The 16,702-nt window shown below is 68.2% G+C and carries 17 protein-coding genes; 7 read left to right on the top strand and 10 right to left on the bottom strand.

Going from position 1 to position 16,702, the window contains the following annotated elements; all coding sequences use genetic code 11:
* Window positions 1-49 precede the first annotated feature (49 nt).
* Complete coding sequence (locus EGK63_RS14830; protein ID WP_125902112.1) at window positions 50-2,893, bottom strand: lipopolysaccharide assembly protein LapB; 2,844 nt, start codon at window positions 2,891-2,893, stop codon at window positions 50-52.
* Window positions 2,894-3,063: 170 nt separating this feature from the next.
* Between EGK63_RS14830 and EGK63_RS14825 the strand changes: the two genes are divergently transcribed.
* The gene (locus tag EGK63_RS14825; protein ID WP_243637711.1) at window positions 3,064-3,516 is read left to right on the top strand and encodes a DUF983 domain-containing protein; all 453 of its coding nucleotides are present in this window, start codon (window positions 3,064-3,066) and stop codon (window positions 3,514-3,516) included.
* A 91-nt stretch (window positions 3,517-3,607) separates the two neighbouring features.
* Here EGK63_RS14825 and EGK63_RS14820 read toward each other — a convergent pair whose 3' ends face one another.
* The 4 genes from EGK63_RS14820 to EGK63_RS14805 form a co-directional block, all read right to left on the bottom strand.
* Complete coding sequence (locus EGK63_RS14820) at window positions 3,608-5,998, bottom strand: TonB-dependent receptor (protein WP_125902111.1); 2,391 nt, start codon at window positions 5,996-5,998, stop codon at window positions 3,608-3,610.
* Window positions 5,999-6,115: 117 nt separating this feature from the next.
* The gene (locus EGK63_RS14815; protein ID WP_234288793.1) at window positions 6,116-6,442 is read right to left on the bottom strand and encodes a hypothetical protein; all 327 of its coding nucleotides are present in this window, start codon (window positions 6,440-6,442) and stop codon (window positions 6,116-6,118) included.
* Complete coding sequence (locus tag EGK63_RS14810) at window positions 6,387-6,863, bottom strand: hypothetical protein (RefSeq protein ID WP_234287633.1); 477 nt, start codon at window positions 6,861-6,863, stop codon at window positions 6,387-6,389. The genes EGK63_RS14815 and EGK63_RS14810 overlap by 56 nt, the downstream gene beginning before the upstream one ends.
* Window positions 6,864-6,945: 82 nt before the next feature.
* Entirely contained in the window at window positions 6,946-7,419 is a 474-nt protein-coding gene (locus EGK63_RS14805) for a helix-turn-helix transcriptional regulator (RefSeq protein ID WP_125902110.1), read from the bottom strand.
* A gap of 161 nt (window positions 7,420-7,580) precedes the next feature.
* On the opposite strand from EGK63_RS14805, the gene EGK63_RS14800 reads away from it, so the two are divergent.
* Window positions 7,581-8,372 carry an A24 family peptidase gene (locus tag EGK63_RS14800; RefSeq protein WP_371413033.1) on the top strand — a complete coding sequence of 264 codons (792 nt, stop codon included), beginning with the start codon at window positions 7,581-7,583 and terminating at the stop codon, window positions 8,370-8,372.
* Here EGK63_RS14800 and EGK63_RS14795 read toward each other — a convergent pair.
* Window positions 8,369-9,244 carry a hypothetical protein gene (locus EGK63_RS14795; protein ID WP_125902109.1) on the bottom strand — a complete coding sequence of 292 codons (876 nt, stop codon included), beginning with the start codon at window positions 9,242-9,244 and terminating at the stop codon, window positions 8,369-8,371. The genes EGK63_RS14800 and EGK63_RS14795 overlap by 4 nt on opposite strands.
* A 320-nt stretch (window positions 9,245-9,564) precedes the next feature.
* On the opposite strand from EGK63_RS14795, the gene EGK63_RS14790 reads away from it, so the two are divergent.
* On the top strand, window positions 9,565-10,125 hold the full coding sequence (locus EGK63_RS14790) for an OmpA family protein (protein ID WP_087141544.1): 561 nt from the start codon (window positions 9,565-9,567) through the stop codon (window positions 10,123-10,125).
* Between the two features lie 105 nt (window positions 10,126-10,230).
* Here the strand turns inward: EGK63_RS14790 and EGK63_RS14785 are convergent, their stop codons facing one another.
* From EGK63_RS14785 to EGK63_RS14770, 4 genes are read right to left on the bottom strand one after another with little or no spacing between them, the layout of a single operon-like run.
* A complete protein-coding gene (locus EGK63_RS14785) occupies window positions 10,231-10,716 on the bottom strand; it encodes a DUF411 domain-containing protein (RefSeq protein ID WP_125902108.1) in 486 nt (161 codons plus the stop codon).
* Between the two features lie 2 nt (window positions 10,717-10,718).
* Window positions 10,719-10,916 (bottom strand): heavy-metal-associated domain-containing protein, encoded by a 198-nt coding sequence (locus tag EGK63_RS14780; RefSeq protein ID WP_125902107.1) that lies wholly within the window; start codon window positions 10,914-10,916, stop codon window positions 10,719-10,721.
* Window positions 10,917-10,976: 60 nt separating this feature from the next.
* Entirely contained in the window at window positions 10,977-11,396 is a 420-nt protein-coding gene (cueR, locus tag EGK63_RS14775; RefSeq protein ID WP_125902106.1) for a Cu(I)-responsive transcriptional regulator, read from the bottom strand.
* Complete coding sequence (locus tag EGK63_RS14770; RefSeq protein ID WP_125902105.1) at window positions 11,396-13,891, bottom strand: heavy metal translocating P-type ATPase; 2,496 nt, start codon at window positions 13,889-13,891, stop codon at window positions 11,396-11,398. Before EGK63_RS14770 ends, cueR begins: the two co-directional genes overlap by 1 nt.
* A gap of 716 nt (window positions 13,892-14,607) precedes the next feature.
* On the opposite strand from EGK63_RS14770, the gene EGK63_RS16555 reads away from it, so the two are divergent.
* The 4 genes from EGK63_RS16555 to EGK63_RS14755 all read left to right on the top strand — a co-directional run bounded on the left by EGK63_RS16555 (window position 14,608) and on the right by EGK63_RS14755 (window position 16,620).
* A complete protein-coding gene (locus tag EGK63_RS16555; RefSeq protein WP_165906626.1) occupies window positions 14,608-14,985 on the top strand; it encodes a hypothetical protein in 378 nt (125 codons plus the stop codon).
* Window positions 14,919-15,722: a hypothetical protein gene (locus EGK63_RS16635; RefSeq protein ID WP_207896399.1), complete on the top strand. Its 804-nt coding sequence runs from the start codon at window positions 14,919-14,921 to the stop codon at window positions 15,720-15,722. Before EGK63_RS16555 ends, EGK63_RS16635 begins: the two co-directional genes overlap by 67 nt.
* A 192-nt stretch (window positions 15,723-15,914) precedes the next feature.
* Window positions 15,915-16,397 carry a helix-turn-helix transcriptional regulator gene (locus EGK63_RS17040; RefSeq protein ID WP_125902104.1) on the top strand — a complete coding sequence of 161 codons (483 nt, stop codon included), beginning with the start codon at window positions 15,915-15,917 and terminating at the stop codon, window positions 16,395-16,397.
* A 19-nt stretch (window positions 16,398-16,416) separates the two neighbouring features.
* Complete coding sequence (locus tag EGK63_RS14755; RefSeq protein WP_125902103.1) at window positions 16,417-16,620, top strand: hypothetical protein; 204 nt, start codon at window positions 16,417-16,419, stop codon at window positions 16,618-16,620.
* Window positions 16,621-16,702: the final 82 nt, after the last annotated feature.

Below are 16,702 nucleotides of genomic sequence, written 5' to 3'. Positions count from 1 at the left end.
GCGGGGATAGACGCATAAAGACCCCTCTCCCGTCGGGAGGGGGGTTTTTTTATTGGGCGGCGCCGCTCTTGGCCCGGAACTCAGCCTTGGTCTGAGCGATCCAGCCGGCATAGGCGTCGGCCCCGGCGCTGAGGGCGGCGAAGTCCTGCGGGCGGCCCGAACCGTCGGCGCCGTCCAGCCCCGCCAGCGCCACCCGGATCGCGCCGGGCGAGCGCGCCCCTTCGGCGAAACGGGCGTAGTTCTTCGACAGGCGGCTCAGGGCGCCGGCGTCGCGCGCCAGGGAATAGCCCGCGCCTGCACGGATCAGGCGCGTCTCCTCGACCTCGCTGAGCGGCACGGCCGTCTCCTTCCAGCGATCGCCGAGGCGCTGTTCATAGAGGGCGGCGGCCGCCCCCCACTGCTGCTGCTTCCACAGGATGTCGGCGCGCACGTCGCGCGCGGCGGGCGAGGCGTCCTTGCCCAGAACCTCCAGCGCGTGGTCGTAGCGCCCCAGCTCCATCAGGGCGCGGGCCTCCAGCGCGCGGCGCTCCAGGTTCATCGCCGTGGGCAGCAGGGTCGTGCGCGACGACCACAGGGCCTTCAGCGCCTCTTCCGGCTGGCGGTTCATCAGATAGACGGCGGCCAGATTGGTCGACACCTGCGCCTTGGCTACCCCGTCCAGCCGGTTCTCGGCCTGGTATTTCAGCAGTTCCGCCGCCTGATCCAGCAGGTCCACGTCGATCAGGCGCCGCGCCAGCCGCCGCACCATCTCGTCGCCGTCGGCGCCGACGGGCGTCAGCTCGCGGAAATCGAAGAACAGGGCCAGGGCCTGCACCGGCTGCAGACCGTCCGCCGCGCCTTCGAGGAACAAGGATCGGAAGGCGTTGTCGAGATCAGCCTGAAGCCGGTCGCCGCCCGGCAGAGTGACGATCTTCGGCCCCGCCGTCTTCAGCGTGGTCAGCGCCTCGCGATAGCGGCCCTGCGACAGATAGAGTTCGCCCAGGGTGCGGATCACGGCCAGCTCGGTCGCATCCCCGCGCCAGCGCCATTTCAGCGCCTCCAGCTGGGCGGCGGCTGCGTCGGCCTTCAGCGTCCCCTTGGCCATCTCCAGCTTGATGACGCCCAGACGCGCGGGCGTGGCGATGCCGTCCAGCGGCGCACGCGCCACCGCCTTGTAGATCGCCAGGGCGCGGTCGGGGTTCTGATCCAGTTCGAACAGCCGGGCCTGCACCAGTCGGGCGGTCAGCTGATCTGGTGCCGAGACGTTCGGCTGGCTGAAGACATAGGCCAGCAGTTCGCGCGCGGCGTCGGCGTCGCCGGTCTCGACCGCCGCCATGGCGTGGGCGGCGCCGAAGCGGGCCCGCCATTCGGGGGCGAAGCCGTCGACCACGCCCGCGCCGGCCGCAAACAACCGCCGGGCGTTGGCCCAGTCGCCCTGCTGGGCGGCCACATAGCCCTGCCACACCTTGGTGGAGGGATCGCCCGCCAGCGCGCCGGACGAGAAGTCGGCCTCCGCCTCGGCGAAACGGCCGATGGAGGCGCGGGCGGCGCCGCGCAGGCCGCGCACCTCGGCCACGCCCTGCATGGCGGGCGTCTGCTTGATCAGGGCGTTCAACACCCCGACCGCCTCGAACCCCAGACCGTGCCCGACCAGGAAGCGGGCGTAGGCCAGCCGCGCCTCGATCGGCGCGCGCGGATCTTCGGCGGCGCGGCCGCTCTCACGCTCGGCCGCGTCCTGAAGGGCGCGATGGCGGGCGGTGAAGCCGCCCTCGCCCGCATCGGCGGACCAGTCGGCCAGGATCAGGGCGGGGCGCGACGCGGCGCGCGGGGCGTCGGCGCCCTCTTCGGCCGCCTCCAGCCCTGCCGTGGGCGAGGACAGGGTCAGGCCGCGCGGGCGCGTGACGGTCACCAGGTCGCCGTCGGCCGTGACGCTCAGATCGTCGGTCGGCGTCTCGATCGCCAGGCCGTGGGCGGTGGGCAGGAAGCCCGCATCCACCGTGCGGCGCCCGGTCTTCAGCCCCTTGCCGGGGGCCAGGGCGGTGACGGCGGCGAAGCGGTCGCCGATCATCGGATCGGTCAGCCAGACGGTGCGGGTCGCCCCGGCCATGCGGGCGGTCAGCGACGCCTTGACCGCGTCGTCGCGTGCGATGTCCACCCCGCTGGGCGAGGGCGCGGTTCCGCCGATGGTCACGACCCAGGTCGAGCCTTCGGCGCGGGCGGCCACGGCCTGGCCCGGCTCGACCGGAATGCGCACGGCGGTGAAGTCGGGTCCGGCGGCCCAGCGGGCGCCGTTCAGCCCCTCGCCCTTCATCTCCATGCGGGCGGCGTGGTCGAAGACGGCCCAGACCGCCTCGCCGCGTCGGAAGACGGCGGCGCCGACCGGACCGTTCCAGGCGAAGCGCATCACCGTCTGCTGGCCCTTGACCTCGGCCGCCACCGGCACCGCCCCGCCGATCGGCACGGGCGAGGGTCGCGAGCCGTCCGCCCGCGCGCCCGGCGCATACAGGTTCAGCCAGACGGCGCCGTCGGCGGTCCCGCTGGTCGCGCCCGCGCCTTCGGCCAGGGTCAGGATCAGTTCGGTCGCCCCCTGGGCGGCGCGGGTCTCGATCTTCTCCAGCCCCTTGGGCGGATCGACGCGCAGGCGGCTGACGTCGGGGGCGGCGGTCGTGCCGATGCGGACGACGACGGTGCGGCCGTCCTGGCGCACCCGCGCGCGCGATCCCACGACCCCGGCGAACTCGATCTTGGTGAAGCCGGCGTTGGCGCCTATACGGATCTCGACCGGCGCGCCCGCCTGAGACTGTCCCTGGGCCAGCGACGGCGCCGGCGCCAGGGGCGCGAAGACGACGACGCCCGCCGCGGCGGCCGCCACGGTCGTCTGCAGAACGCGCTTCTTGGCGGTGGCCCCGGACATATCGCGCGCATGCTCGCGCGAAGGGCTTTAATCGCGGTTAACGGGGCTTAAATCGCGGAAAACAAAGCCCTGCCCGCCAACCTTCCCACGTGGATAGGACAAAACACCCGCTTGCGTCCGGGCGCCCGAAGGCCGAAACCATCAGCCATCGTTCTTTTCAGGAACAGCCCGTGTCCGACCCTGCCTATCCCCCGTTGAGCCCGCTCAAGACCGGCCTGCGCGCCCGCTGCCCCCGCTGCGGCGAAGGCCCCGTGTTCAAGGGCTATCTCAGCCTGCGCGAGTCCTGCCCGAAGTGCGGCCTGGATTACAGCTTCGCCGATCCGGCGGACGGCCCGGCCTTCTTTGTCATGTGCGCGGTCGGCGTTGTCGGCATGATCGCCTTCATGATCTTCGAGTTCACCGTGCACCCGCCGATCTGGGTCCACTTCGTCGTGACCTTCCCGATCCTGGCGGCCATGTGCCTGTGGGTGCTGCGGCCCTTCAAGGGCTGGATGGTGGCCGAGCAGTATTTCCACAAGGCCGAGGAAGCCGTCTTCGTCAGCGTCGGCAAGCACGGCGAAGGCTACGGCTGGCGCGGTCAGGCTGAACGCGCCGCCAAGGCCGCCGCCCGCGACAAGGACTGACGTTCTCGTCGCTCTTTTTTCCCCTTCATCCTTCTCCCCCTCCGGGAGAAGGAGGGATCGCCAGCCTGCTCTCTCCCTGAAATAAAGACGTCTATCGCACCACCCGGAGGGTCACGCCCACCGTGCGCGGCGCCCCCAGGAAGGCGCCCAGCGTCCCCGTCTGGAACGGCGCGCCGAAGGCCACCTGGCGATAGTCCTGATCGAACAGGTTGCGGCCCCACAGCTCGACGCTCCAGGCGTCGTCGCGAGCTAGCGCGACGCGGCCGTCGACCAGCCAGAAGCCCGGCTGGCTCTTGGCCGGGTCTAGGTCCGAGCCGGTGTTGTATTCCGACGAATATTTGGCCGCCAGGGTGACGCGGCCCGTCAGCCCCGCCGCCACCGGCCGCTCATAGGTTCCGGCCAGAGATCCGCTCCACAGGGGCGCGAAATTCATCCGCTTGCCCGCCAGCAGCGGCAGGCCCGGCACGGCGTCGTCGCCGTATTCCGTCTGGGCGTAGGTCAGGCCGCCCTGTAGCGACAGGCCCTCGAACGGCAGGAACATGAAGTCCGCCTCGACGCCCTTGGCCCGCACCTCGGGGATTGAGCGGACCAGGAAGGTCGTGCCCAGGAAGGTGTTCAGCTGGAAGTCGTCATAGGTCTGGCGGAAGGCGGCGGCCGAGACCAGCAGGCGCCGGTCCAGCAGCACGCTCTTCACCCCCGCCTCGAAGGCGTCGGCGCTCTCGGCCGGGAAGGCGCGCGAGGCGTCAGGGACCAGATTGGTCTGCCCGCGATCCAGGTTGAAGCCGCCGTTCTTGCGCCCTCGCGACCAGGAGGCGTAGAGGCGCACGCCCTCGGTCGCCTTGAACTCGGCGCGGGCCATGCCGGTCCAGGCCTCGTCCTTGACCGTCTCGGACTGGCTCAGGCCGTTGAAGGCCGGATTCGACCACGGCAGGCACAGCATGACATTGCTGACGCCGTTGGCCAGCGCCGCCGCGCAGGCCCGGCCGCCGTCGGTGTTGTGATAGGCGGCCGTCATCTCCTTGGTCTCATGGGTGCGGCGCAGGCCCCCGGTCAGGGTCAGGCGGTCGGTCACGGCGTAGGAGACCTGGCCGAACAGGGCGGCGCTGCGGGCCGTCTGCCAATAGCGGTCCAGCTGCCCCTCGCCCTCGACGAAGCTCGCGCCGACGGGAAGCCCCGTGATGCTCGACACGAAGGCCGGGTCGCCCAGCGGGTTCGACGCCGAGCGCGACAGCAGGCGGCTGACATAGCCTTCGTAATCGGCGCCGTAGAACAGGCTGTCGCGACGGGTCAGATTCTCATCGGCGAAGAAGGCGCCCGCCGACCAGTCCAGCTTTCCGCGCCGGCCCGACAGGCGGAACTCCTGCGTCAGGGTGCGGAAGCGGTTCGACCAGCTGTCGTCGTCCGGGCGATAGGCCAGGTCGGCCGAGGTGAAGTCCCAGTCCTGGCTGATGACGCCGCGCCAGTCGCGCACCGCCGAGGTGCTCTCCAGCCTCGCCCAGCCCAGATCGGCGTTCAGGTGCAGGGCCAGCCCCTTGTCGCGGATGCGGGTGTTGGTGTCGCGGTTGGAATAGGCCACGCGATCCCACGGCTTCGGCGTCGCCGCCACGCCGCCGTCGGGCGCGAAGGTCGCCAGCAGCGGCGCCGTCGCGCCGGTCACCAGTTGCACGCCGACGCAGCAGCGTTCGTCCCGCTCGGTCCAGTCGGCGGTCAGGCGGGCGGTCAGGTTCGGCGTGGCGCGCCACAGCAACTGACCGCGCACGGTTTCGTAATTCTCGGTCTGATCGTCGGTCGAGGTGCGCGGGCCCTCCCCCGTTTTCTTGGCGCCCGTCTTCACGTCATAGAGGCCGTCGCGGCGACGCGCGGCGACATACAACCGCCCGGCCAGAACCTCGTCCACGATCGGGCCGGTCAGGGAGACCGAACCGCCGTGCGTTCCATAGTCGCCGAAGGTCGTCTCGCCCGCCATGCCCGCGTCGAACGAGGGGGCGGCGGTGACGACGTTGATGACGCCGGCCGAGGTGTTCTTGCCGAACAGGGTCGCCTGCGGGCCCTTCAGCACCTCGATGCGCTCGACCTCGCCCAGATCGCCCAGGGCCGCGCCGTTGCGGGGGCGATAGACGCCGTCGATCATGACGCCGACCGAGCTTTCCACGCCCGGATTGTCGCCCACCGTGCCGACGCCGCGGATGCGGGCGGTGGTGAAGGTCTGGTTCGAGGTCGAGGCCACGATCAGCCCCGGCGCCAGGATCTGCAGATCCTTGATGTCGCGCACGCCGACGCCGTCCAGCAAGGGCTGGGCGGCCACCGTCAGCGACAGGGGAGTCGACGCCAGGGGCGCCTCGCGCCGTTCGGCCGTCACCACGATCTCGGACACCTGGGTCGGTCCGGCGTCGACGGGCGCCTCGGCGATGACAGGCGCGGCGAAAGCGAGCACGGACAAGGAGGCGGACGCGAGAGACGCGGCGCGAACAGCAGAAATCATGGGAGGAAAAACCGCTTGGCGGAGCGACGGCGCAAGGCTTCGTCGCGGACTGTCAGCGGATGTAACAGCCCCGTCGGCGGGGCGGAACCCCGACCGACGATCATCAAACGATGACTTTCAGGCCCGCCCGGCCAGCGGTCCCGAAGCGCGCGGCGCGAAGCTATGCTCCACCCGGCTGCGATGCGGGGCCACGTCGTTTCGCACGCCGCCGCCGATGCGACACAGTTGCTCCAACCCGCGCCCGCCGCCGCTTTGATGCGATGTGATCAAATCCAGCAGGCGCTCGGCCTCAGCCAAGGTCTCCGGCCGCTGTTCCAGCAACCAGACCTCCAGCGCCCCCAGTTCGGCTGTCAGCCCCCCCTCGCGGACCGAGACCTCCAGCCGATTGTCATTCCATTGACGGAGCAGCGCGCGCGCGGCCTCCATCGTCCATTGTTGAGCCATCTCGCCCCCCCAGGGCGAAGCGCCGGTCGGCCTCGACCTCCCAGACGCCAAAGAAGAATGTGAGCACGATCAGGAACCACAGGCCCCAAATCAGCGTGAAAAGCGCCCATGCCAGAGGCTCCGACGACAGGAGCGGAGCGCAGTAGGCCAGGACGCCGACAAGCTGGAACGCAGACGCCAGGACAATCCACCAGCGACCCGCGCGCTCGGCAATCAGCCACAGCGCCACGAAAGCCAGGCCATCGACGATCATCAGGCCGAGATAGAGCCCGTTCCACGTCAAATCCTCGACGACATAGGAAGCGGCCAGGGTCATCAGCATGACGGCGGCAGCCGCGCGATCGCCAGGACCGCCACGCCACAACAAAAGGCCCAGCCCCACGAAACCGAGGAACAGCAAAGCCAATTGAACCAAGTCCATCAAAGCCTCCGGCTGACCAGCCTATCCAAGCGCCAAGCCGTTATTTCCCGTCAGTCATGCGCTTCTCCACCAGCAAAGAGCGTCAGCGCAGAGCGTGGATCATCTCCAGGACGGGACGCATCAGAGTGGCCGCAACCACGGCGATCAGGATCCAGGCGAAAGCCCAGCCCACGATCAGCCACAAGACGGAGCCGCCGATCTTACGCGGCCGGCGCCAGGTTCTGAGGCTCGCATAGGACCGATAGAAAGGCGTCGGCCACGGCGTTCTCCCGCCCTCGACATCTTCCGAAGACCCTGCGAGGACGCTCCTTTCTGCCGATACGACGGGGGACGGCGACAGGGGGAATGATCCCCCTGAGTAGGAATTACTCAACACGCGCGCGGCCTGGAGACGGTCGGAAACGCCCAGCTTTTCATAGGCGCGATGCAGATGGTTCTGAACGGTGCGTGGCGACAGACCGAGTTGCTGCGCGATCTCCTTGTCACCAAGGCGATGCGACACGAGCAGGAGGATTTCTCGTTCGCGCGGCGTCAGCTTGTCGATCTTCGCGTTCATGGGCACAGAATCCGACTATCCGTTCAGAACGGCGTCCGTCCAGTTTGGCCGCTCTCTTCTCTCGATAGAGAGTCACAACCAAGGCGAGCAAGGCAAATGATGGCGCCATTCTGCGTTCCCCGCGCCACACTCCTTCCGAAAACAGACCATGGGACGGAAACATGATGCTGGCGCTACTGATGGGCGGGCTGGGGCTGATCGTCGGCAGTTTCCTGGGCCTGGTCAGCCTGCGCCTGCCGCGCGGCGAGGACATCGTGGTCGGCCGCTCGCGGTGCGGCGGTTGCGGGCGCCCGCTCAAGCCTTGGCGGATGATCCCGGTGGTCAGTTGGGCGTTGTCGCGCGGCAAGTGCAGCGACTGCGGCGCCGTCATTCCCCTGCGTTATCCCCTGATCGAGCTGGCCTCCGGCGCCGTCGGCGTCTGGGCGGCCCTGTGCTTTCCCGATCCGGCCTGGGCCCTGGCCGGGGCCGTTCTGGGCTGGCAGCTTCTGCTGATCGCCGTGATCGACGCCGAGCATTTCTGGCTGCCTGACGCCCTGACCCTGCCCCTGTTCCTCAGCGGCCTGTTCGCCGCCGTGGCCCTGGACCCGGCGAACATCCAGAGCGGAATGAAGTGGTCGCTGATCGGGCCGCTGAAGACGCCCCTGATCGGGGCGGCGGCCGGTTTCGGCGGGCTGTGGCTGCTGGCCTTCCTCTACAAGCGCCTGCGCGGACGCGACGGTCTGGGCGGCGGCGACCCCTTCCTGCTGGGCGCGATCGGCGCCTGGGTCGGGTGGATGGGCCTGCCCAGCGTGCTGCTGTGGGCGTCGCTGACCGGCCTCAGCCTGGTGGCGGCCAAGCTCGTGCTGCGCCGTCCCGTGGCCTCCACCGACCGCCTGCCGTTCGGCGTCTTCCTGGCCGTCGGCGCCTGGCTGACCTGGCTCTACGGTCCCTTGGGCCTGGCCTTCGGCGCCTAGAGCGACAGCAGGTCCGACCAGCGCCAGCGCCCGCCGCCCAGCGCCACGCGCGGCGCGCCCGGCTGGTCGCTGAGCGTCAGCAGCACATAGCCGTTGACCGTCTCGGCCTTGCAAGCGCGCGACGAGAAGCCGACCGTCACGGCGATGGCCTGACGCACCCCGGCCAGGCCCTTGCCCTCTTCGCCGGGGCTTTGCAGCCAGTCGCCGTTCCACATCAGGATGGCGCGGCCCGAAGCGCCCGAGGTGCGATAGGCCTGGCCGATGGCGGCGTTGATGCGCGCGTCGTTGCGCAGGGCGTCCTGGATGCGCTTGACCATGTCGCAGCCCTGGCCCGAGCCGCCGCCCACGCCCGAACCGGACCCGCCGCCGCTGCCGCCGCCGACGCCCGCCCCCGCGCCGCCGCCCCCGCCTGAGCCTTGTCCTGCGGTCAGGGCGCCGCTCAGAGCCCCCTCGCCCAGAAGGACGAAGGAGACGCTGGGCTCCGGCGCGGAAATGGGCAGAGGCTCGACCGTCGCCGGGCGCGGCGTCGGACGGCTGGGCCGCGGGGTCGGCGGCGTCGGCGCGGTGCGCCGCGCCTTCTCGGGCGTCTGCGCAGCGACCGGAGCGGGCGCGGCGGGCGCCGGTTCCGGCTTGGGCGCCGGCGCAGGTTCCGAACCGCCCGCAGGCGCGTCGCCCGGCGCAGGTTCAGAAGGCGGCGGCGGCGGTGGAGGCGGCGGTTCGACCAGCATCACCTCGATCACCGGCGGAACCGGAGCCTCCGGCGGTCGTTCAACCGGCGCAGTAATGATCAGCGCCAGGATCAAACCGTGCGCGATCAGGCTGCCCAGGATCGGGCCGGCCTTGTTCCGATGGCGACGAGGCCCCGGCTTCACCCCGAAACTCCCCAAGCCTTGCCGTCATGGGACTTGTAGTTTTGGCCGGCCCCAGACACCAAAGCTATCAATAGATTCTCCTCGCCCTTTTATATTCGACAGTGACCATCCCATCACGTCAGGAAAATGGCGCCAACAAGCCAGACCATAAATCGACTCAAAACAGCAAAAACGTCGATTGTTGAAATTTTTTTACAGTCAAGCTGAACCTTTTCACTTCTTCGCGCGTCTTTGCTCCGCCGTTTTGCAACCGACACCGGTGCGGCGCGTAACATCCCCCGGAGTTGGGCCGGGCACGAAGGAGACTGAATTTGATCAAATTGGCATCTAGGACCGCTGTCATCGGCGCCGTCGCCGTTCTCGGCGTCGCCGTCAGCGGCTGCGCCAGCCACCGGTTCGTCCGCGACAACGTGCAGGTCGTGAATGAGCGCGTCGACGGCGTTGACGCTCACGTCACCCAGGTTGAAGGCACGGCGGGCGAAGCCCTGGCCCGCGCCAACGCCGCGCACAAACTGGCCCAGGGCAAGTTCCTGTACGAAGTCGTGCTGTCAGACGACTCGGTGAAGTTCCCGGTCAACCACACCGAACTGTCGCCGGAAGCCGAGCAGCGTCTGGCCGAACTGGTTCAGCGCCTGCGCGCCGAGAACGCCAACGTCTATCTGGAAATCCAGGGCCACACCGACTCGACCGGCAATGACCAGATCAACGAGCGTCTGGGCCAGGAGCGCGCAGAAGCGGTGCGTCGGTTCCTGAGCGATCAGGGCATCGCCCTGAACCGCATGGCGACCATCTCCTACGGCGCCGCCAAGCCGGTCGCGCCCAACAACACCCGCGAAGGCCGCGCGCAAAACCGCCGCGTCGCCATCATGGTTCTGGCCTAACGGCTGAAGGCTTTCGCTCCGGCCTCCTGCCCCGGGCCGGAACGAGAAACGGCGGCGTCCCGCAAGGGGCGCCGCCGTCGTCTTTTCAGCCTGTCCGGGGCCGGATCAGGCCGGATCAGCGCCCACGAAAGTCATGAAGCGCGCCGGCGCGCCGGCACCGAAGCTCATGACGTCATAGCGTTCGGGCGCATAGCCGGGCGCCTCCATGCCGGGCGAGCCGGTCGGCATGCCGCCCACGCCGATGCCGCGCGCCTGGCCAGGGCTCTTCAGAAAGGCCTTCACGCCCGCCGCCGGAACGTGACCCTCGATCACCTTGCCGTCGATCACCGCCGTATGGCAGCCCCACAGCGATTGCGGCACGTCCAGACGCTGCTTCACCGGGACCAGCTCGTCGGTTGCGATCACATTGACCTCGAAACCCGAACGCCGGATGTGATCGACCCAGCCGCCGCAGCAACCGCAGGAATCGCTCTTGTAGACGGTCATGACGGCGGCCTCGGCGGGCTTGGCGAAGCCCTCGGCCAGGAACACGCCGCCGCCGACAGCCAGCGCCCCGACAGCGATCGCCGCCATCTTAACAGGCATCTTCATCTTCAGTTCTCCTGAACGGGATAGCCGGCCGCCGCCAGGGCGTCGGCCAGGGATTGAGGGGACGCCGTCGTCTCGACCTCGACCCGGCGCGCCGGGACGTCAGCCGTGAGCTTGGCCGCCGGATCGACGGACAGGACGGCCTTCTCGACCGAAGCGACGCAACCGTCGCAGCGGATTTTCGGGATGTTGAGCGAGATCATGACGATGCTCCTTTTCTTGATACGCGACGGTTCATTGGACCCCTTGCCATCATAGGAAGGTCAAGCGGACGCATCGGCCGCGCCCTGCGACGGATCGCCCGCCAGGTCGGACAGGATCGGGCAGTCCGGCCGCTCGTCCCCGGCGCAGCAATTGGCCAGATGACGCAGGGTGTCGGCCATTTCGCGCATCTCGAGGATGCGCGCGTCCAGGTCGACCAGATGCTTCTGCGCCATCGCCTTGACCTCGCGGCTGGGCCGGGCGCCGTCGCGCCATAGCGACAGCAGGCGGCTGATCTCCTCGATCGAAAAACCCAGCCCCCGCGCCCGGCGGATGAAGCGCAGGTCGTTCAGATCGCGCTCGGAAAAGTCGCGATAGTTGCCGTCGGTCCGATCCGCCGGGCGGATCAGCCCTTGCGCCTCATAGTAGCGGATCATCTTGGCCGTGACCCCGGTCGCCTGTGCAGCCTTGCCGATGTTCATCACGCGGCTCCCTTCACGCTGTTCGAACCGATATGGGGTTTGAAGGCCCGCAGGCGCAAAGCGTTCAGGACCACGCTGACGCTGGACAGGGCCATGGCCCCCGCCGCCAGCATGGGCGACAGCATCAGGCCGAAGACCGGATAGAGCACCCCCGCCGCCACCGGGATCAACAGGACGTTGTAGCCGAAGGCCCAGGCCAGGTTCTGGCGGATGTTGCCCATCGTCGCCCGCGACAGGCCGATGGCGCTGACCGCGCCGCGCAGGTCGCCGCCGGTCAGCACAACGTCCGCGCTCTCGATCGCCACGTCCGAGCCGCCGCCGACCGCCAGGCCGACATCCGCCGCCGCCAGGGCCGGGGCGTCGTTCACCCCGTCGCCGACGAAGGCGACCCTGCGCCCGCCCTTCTTCAGTTCTTCAATTACCGCCACCTTGCCGTCCGGCATGACCTCGGCGTGGACTTCATCGATGCCCAGACGACGCGCCACGGCGGCGGCGGTGCGGCGGTTGTCGCCGCTGATGACCGCCACCTTCAGCCCCAGTTCGTGCAGGGCGGCGATGGCCTCGGCCGTCGTCGCCTTGACCGGATCGGCCACGGCGATGATGGCGGCCAGCCGGCCGTCCACGGCGGCGTAGAGCGGCGTCTTGCCCTCGTCGCCCAGACGGGCCGCCGCCTCGGCGAACACGGCCACGTCGCAGCCCAGCTCGGCCATGTAGCGGTCGGCGCCGACGGCGACGCGCGCCCCGTCGACCAGGCCCGTCACCCCCTTGCCGGGGATGGAGGCGAAGTCCTGCGGCTCGACCACCGTCACGCCGCGCGCCTCGGCGGCGGCGACCAGGGCGCGGGCCACCGGATGCTCGGAGCGGATCTCCAGCGCCGCCACCTGGGCCAGCACCGTCGTCTCGTCAAAGCCCTCGGCCGTGACCAGATCGGTCAGGGTCGGCTTGCCCTCGGTCAGGGTGCCGGTCTTGTCGAAGGCGACGACGTCAACGCCCTGCAGGGCCTGAAGCGCCTCGCCCTTGCGGAACAGCACGCCCAGCTCCGCCGCGCGACCCACGCCCACCATGATGGAGGTCGGCGTCGCCAGACCCATGGCGCACGGACAGGCGATGATCAGCACGGCCACGGTCGCGACCAGGGCCATGCCCAACGCCGGATCCGGCCCGAACAGGAACCACACGGCGAAGGTCAGGGCGGCGATGCCCATGACCACCGGCACGAACCAGCCCGTCACCTTGTCCACCAGCGCCTGGATCGGCAGTTTGGCTCCTTGCGCCGCCTCGACCATCTTGACGATCTGGGCCAGCACGGTCTGCGAGCCGACCTGACGCGCCTCGAAGCGGAAGGCGCCCGTGGTGTTCAGCGTGCCGCCCGTGACGTCGGCGCCGGCGGTCTTCTCGACCGGGATCGGCTCGCCCGTCAGCATGGATTCATCGACGAAGGACGCGCCGTCCGTGACCACGCCGTCGACGGGCACCCGCTCGCCGGGGCGCACCACGACCACGTCGCCGACCTTGACCGCATCAACGGCCACGTCCTGCTCGACGCCGTCGCGCACCACGCGCGCGGTCTTGGCCTGAAGCGACATCAGGCGGCGAATGGCTTGGCCGGTGCGGCCCTTGGCCCGCGCCTCGATCCAGCGCCCGACCAGGATCAGGGTGACAATCACCGCCGCCGCCTCGAAATAGATGTTGGCCGTGCCCGCAGGCAGCCACTGCGGCGCAAAGGTCGCCACGGTCGAGAAGGCCCACGCCGCCGTCGCGCCCAGCACGACGAGAGAGTTCATGTCCGGCGCCCAGCGCAGCAGGGCGGGCACGCCCTTGCGATAGAAGATGATCCCCGGCGCGAACAGCACGAAGGTCGCCAGCACGAAGCTGATGACCTTCCAGTTGAAGGCGCCGATCGTCTCACTGACCCAGTGATGCATCCCCGGCACGAAGTGCGAGCCCATCTCCAGCACGAACAGCGGCAGGGTCGCCGCGCCCGCGATAAGCACCGCGCGGCCCAGCTTCTTGATCTCGGCGTCGCGGGCGGCCTGTTCGCGGTCGCCGGCGTCCGGCCCGGCGTCCTCGGGCGCCTCCAGCACATAGCCGGCCTGTTCGACGGCGGCGGCCAGATCCTGGAACGTCGTCGCCCCCGACAGGAAGCGCACCGTCGCCCGCTCGGTCGCCAGGTTGACGCTGGCCGACAGCACGCCCGGCACGGCGGCCAGCGCCTTTTCGACACGACCGACACAGGAGGCGCAGGTCATCTCCCGCACGGGATAGACGACCTCCTCCTCCATCGGCTCATAGCCGGCGCTCTTGATGGCGGCCGCGACGGCGGCGGCGGAACCCTCCGACGACAGCGACACCTGCGCCCGTTCGGCGGCCAGATTGACCTGGGCCTGCGTCACGCCCGGCACGGCGCGGATGGCCTTTTCGACGCGCCCCACGCAGCTGGCGCAGGTCATGCCCAGGACAGGCAGATCCAGTGTTCTCAAGCCTTCGGCGGCCATGACGTCGTCCTCGTAAACCTTTGACGACGACACCTGTAAACCTTCCCATCAAGGGAAGGTCAACACCTCTGCTCCATGCTCTTTGCGGCACTGGAAACGAAGGCCGCCAAGATCTTTACGACGCTCAATTAATTAACAAGGGGCGGTCTGATTGATCCTCAAGGACGAAATTAATGAGAAAACTCGGCCTGCTTCTCGCGTTACTGGCAATCACGCCCACGATCGCAGAAGCCCAATCACGCTAAAGACCCCGCGCCGATCTTCATGAGCGCGCCACCGAATGGACGCCCGTACCCCAGTCGATGACCGAACTCCTGGGCGCCGGATGGAGGATCGTCGCCTAAAGCAACGACCAGACCGAGATGTTTCAGAACAACGAGAACTCGTTTTCGTTCATCCTCACCGACGGCAGAAAATACATCACCTGCATGATCGACAGCCCATCGGTAAACGACGCCAACTCCAAATGCCGCGCCCTGAACTAAAACCGGCGCCGACTCGCATGAAAGATGACGACCCGATTCCGTGAGCACCCGAAGCATCCGCCAGGAAGTTGGCCGCCTCTGGTCGCGAACCCTAAGGTGTTTGCGACTCAAAGGTGTCGGGACAACTTAAGACTGTCCTAGAAAACCACCTCAAAAGCTGGCCTTAGGGCACTATCGAAGCCGCCGACCAAGCTAAAAACGCCACTCAAAGGTTTTTGCTAAGCAAACCTAGTGGGATGGGTACGGCGCGCTGGCGCAGCTTTCGCTCGCGGAGAACCTCAAGGCCTGCTCGAGCAGGACGACGATGCGGCGCTGCGCGCGCCCCTGCGGCGTCCCCTCCGGTTCGCCTGCGCCGAACCGGCCCTGCCGGAGCTCGAGGTTCTGCTGGAGGATTCGCTCGCCCATCTCTGCTCCACGGCCGGCGCGCGCGGCGCGGATGTCCGAAGCCTGCGCAACGGGCTGCTGATCGAGGTGCTGCGCACCGCGGTCTTGCCGGACGCCGAGATGCGGCGGCTCGCCCGCGATCAGTTGATCGCGCGGACATGGCGGTGCGCCTGGGCGAGGCAACCCCCGCGATCGTGGAACCCGGAGCGGCGCTCGATCTTCTGACGGGCCCCTGGCTGGAGCCCGCGGCCGACGGCAGGCTGCGAATATCGCCGGTGCTCTCGGGCGCGGGGCTCAAGGTGCTGTCCGAAAGCGAGCAGACGCGGTTCCATGAGGCGATCGCCGAGTTCCTGGCCGCGCGCCGACCCGTCAGGACCGGAGACCTGCCTCAGCTCGTCCTCTCCGGCCTGCGGACGGGGTCGCAGAAGGCGCTCGGTCTGGTGGCGCGGCTCGCCCTGGGGGGGCAGCTGCCGGATTCGGTCCTCGGCCGCGGCCTTTATCCGCTCGCCTTCATGAAGACTGACGCGCCCCTGTCCGACCAATTGATGATCAATGCGCCCCTGCGGGCCGCCCAGGTCAAGGTCGCGGCGCTCAACGGCATGGCCCGGCCCGCGATCGAGGCGTTCAGGGCGCTCGAGCGCGAGACGCCCGACGATGAGGTCGGAGGCGTCTTTCGGTTGGTTACGGTGTTCAGCCTGCTGACGGGACCGCTCGAGCTGTGGGCGTCCGATTGGCTCCCGCTGGTTCTGAACATTCCCGTCGATGCGGTCGACCGCACCACGGCCTGCTGGCGAAGGCGGAGGCTGAACTCACGCAACAAGCCGCATGACCGCCAGATTGTCCTCCTGCCACCTGGAGCCGGCGTCCACTGGCTAGACCTGAGCGCAGCCGAAGACCTCATGCTACAGCCCGCCCCCGCCGGATCGCTGACCGTACAGAAAATCTGGCCGGAAACGCCATAACAGCCTAGACAACTGCGAGCCTGCTTCGGGAGCGCCAGCGTTAGCTTGCGCCAAGACTCGTCGATCGACGCGCAGGTAAATTGTTAACGATCCACACCCTTTTTTATCAGCGCGTTACAATTTCTGGACGGACACCGCCCCCCCGATAGACCCTCGTGGAACTACGAGGGTCTAGTGGATCAGGGGTTGTCCATGATCGGCAGCGAACTTACGCCACGTCAAAGAGAATGCCTGATCTTGTCCGCCACCATGACGGACAAGGAGATCGCGCGAGAACTGGGTTTGTCGCCTCACACAGTCAGCCTGCACATCCGCCAGGCCATGGCGCGACTTGACGCCCCCTCTCGGAAATCAGCCTACCGGAAGCTAGCGGGAAAACCGCTATATGGTGCTCTCAGTATCCCCTCGGAGCCCGAGTCGTCCCCTCATCCCCCTATCAGCAGCCCAACGGATTGCGTCGGTCAGCTGAGTGAGAGGGAAAGAGCCAGCGGCTTTTCAGCATTGGCTTTGGCGCCAGCCTACATGCCGGCGCCGCCACGAATATGGGGTTCAAGGATTTGGCTTATCCTGCTGGCCGGCATCCTTGTCCTCATATTCGGCGCCGTCTTTCTCGGCCTCCTAGGCTTCGTTTCCGAAGTCGCAAACCGATGGGCTGTTGACCCAAGTCAACACTGACCAACCTAGGAGCGCACACATGTCGGATCAAAAACTGAACCAGTTTGCGGGCGTAATCGCGGCTGAGCTTCGCGAGACGGAACTGCGGACTGATATGTCACTGGCTCAAGCTGGCGTGCTGCTCACCAGTCTGACCACAGGGCGCAATGAAGTAGGCCTTCCAGCGCCGTTCGGCCAAGCCGCTCTCGCCAAGCTTGGAGAGGCCATAGCGAACGGCATCTGACGTGCCTGATCTGCTCCCCGAAAACTGGATCACCGGACGTTAGAGTTTTCCGCTGAGATTTCCCTGGCTGGGAAGGAGCGGA

The sequence above is a fragment of the Brevundimonas sp. 357 genome, assembly GCF_003938605.1.
Lineage (GTDB): Bacteria > Pseudomonadota > Alphaproteobacteria > Caulobacterales > Caulobacteraceae > Brevundimonas.
The sequence above is the reverse complement of the archived record's forward strand: the minus strand, read 5'-3'. Positions and strand labels throughout refer to the sequence as shown.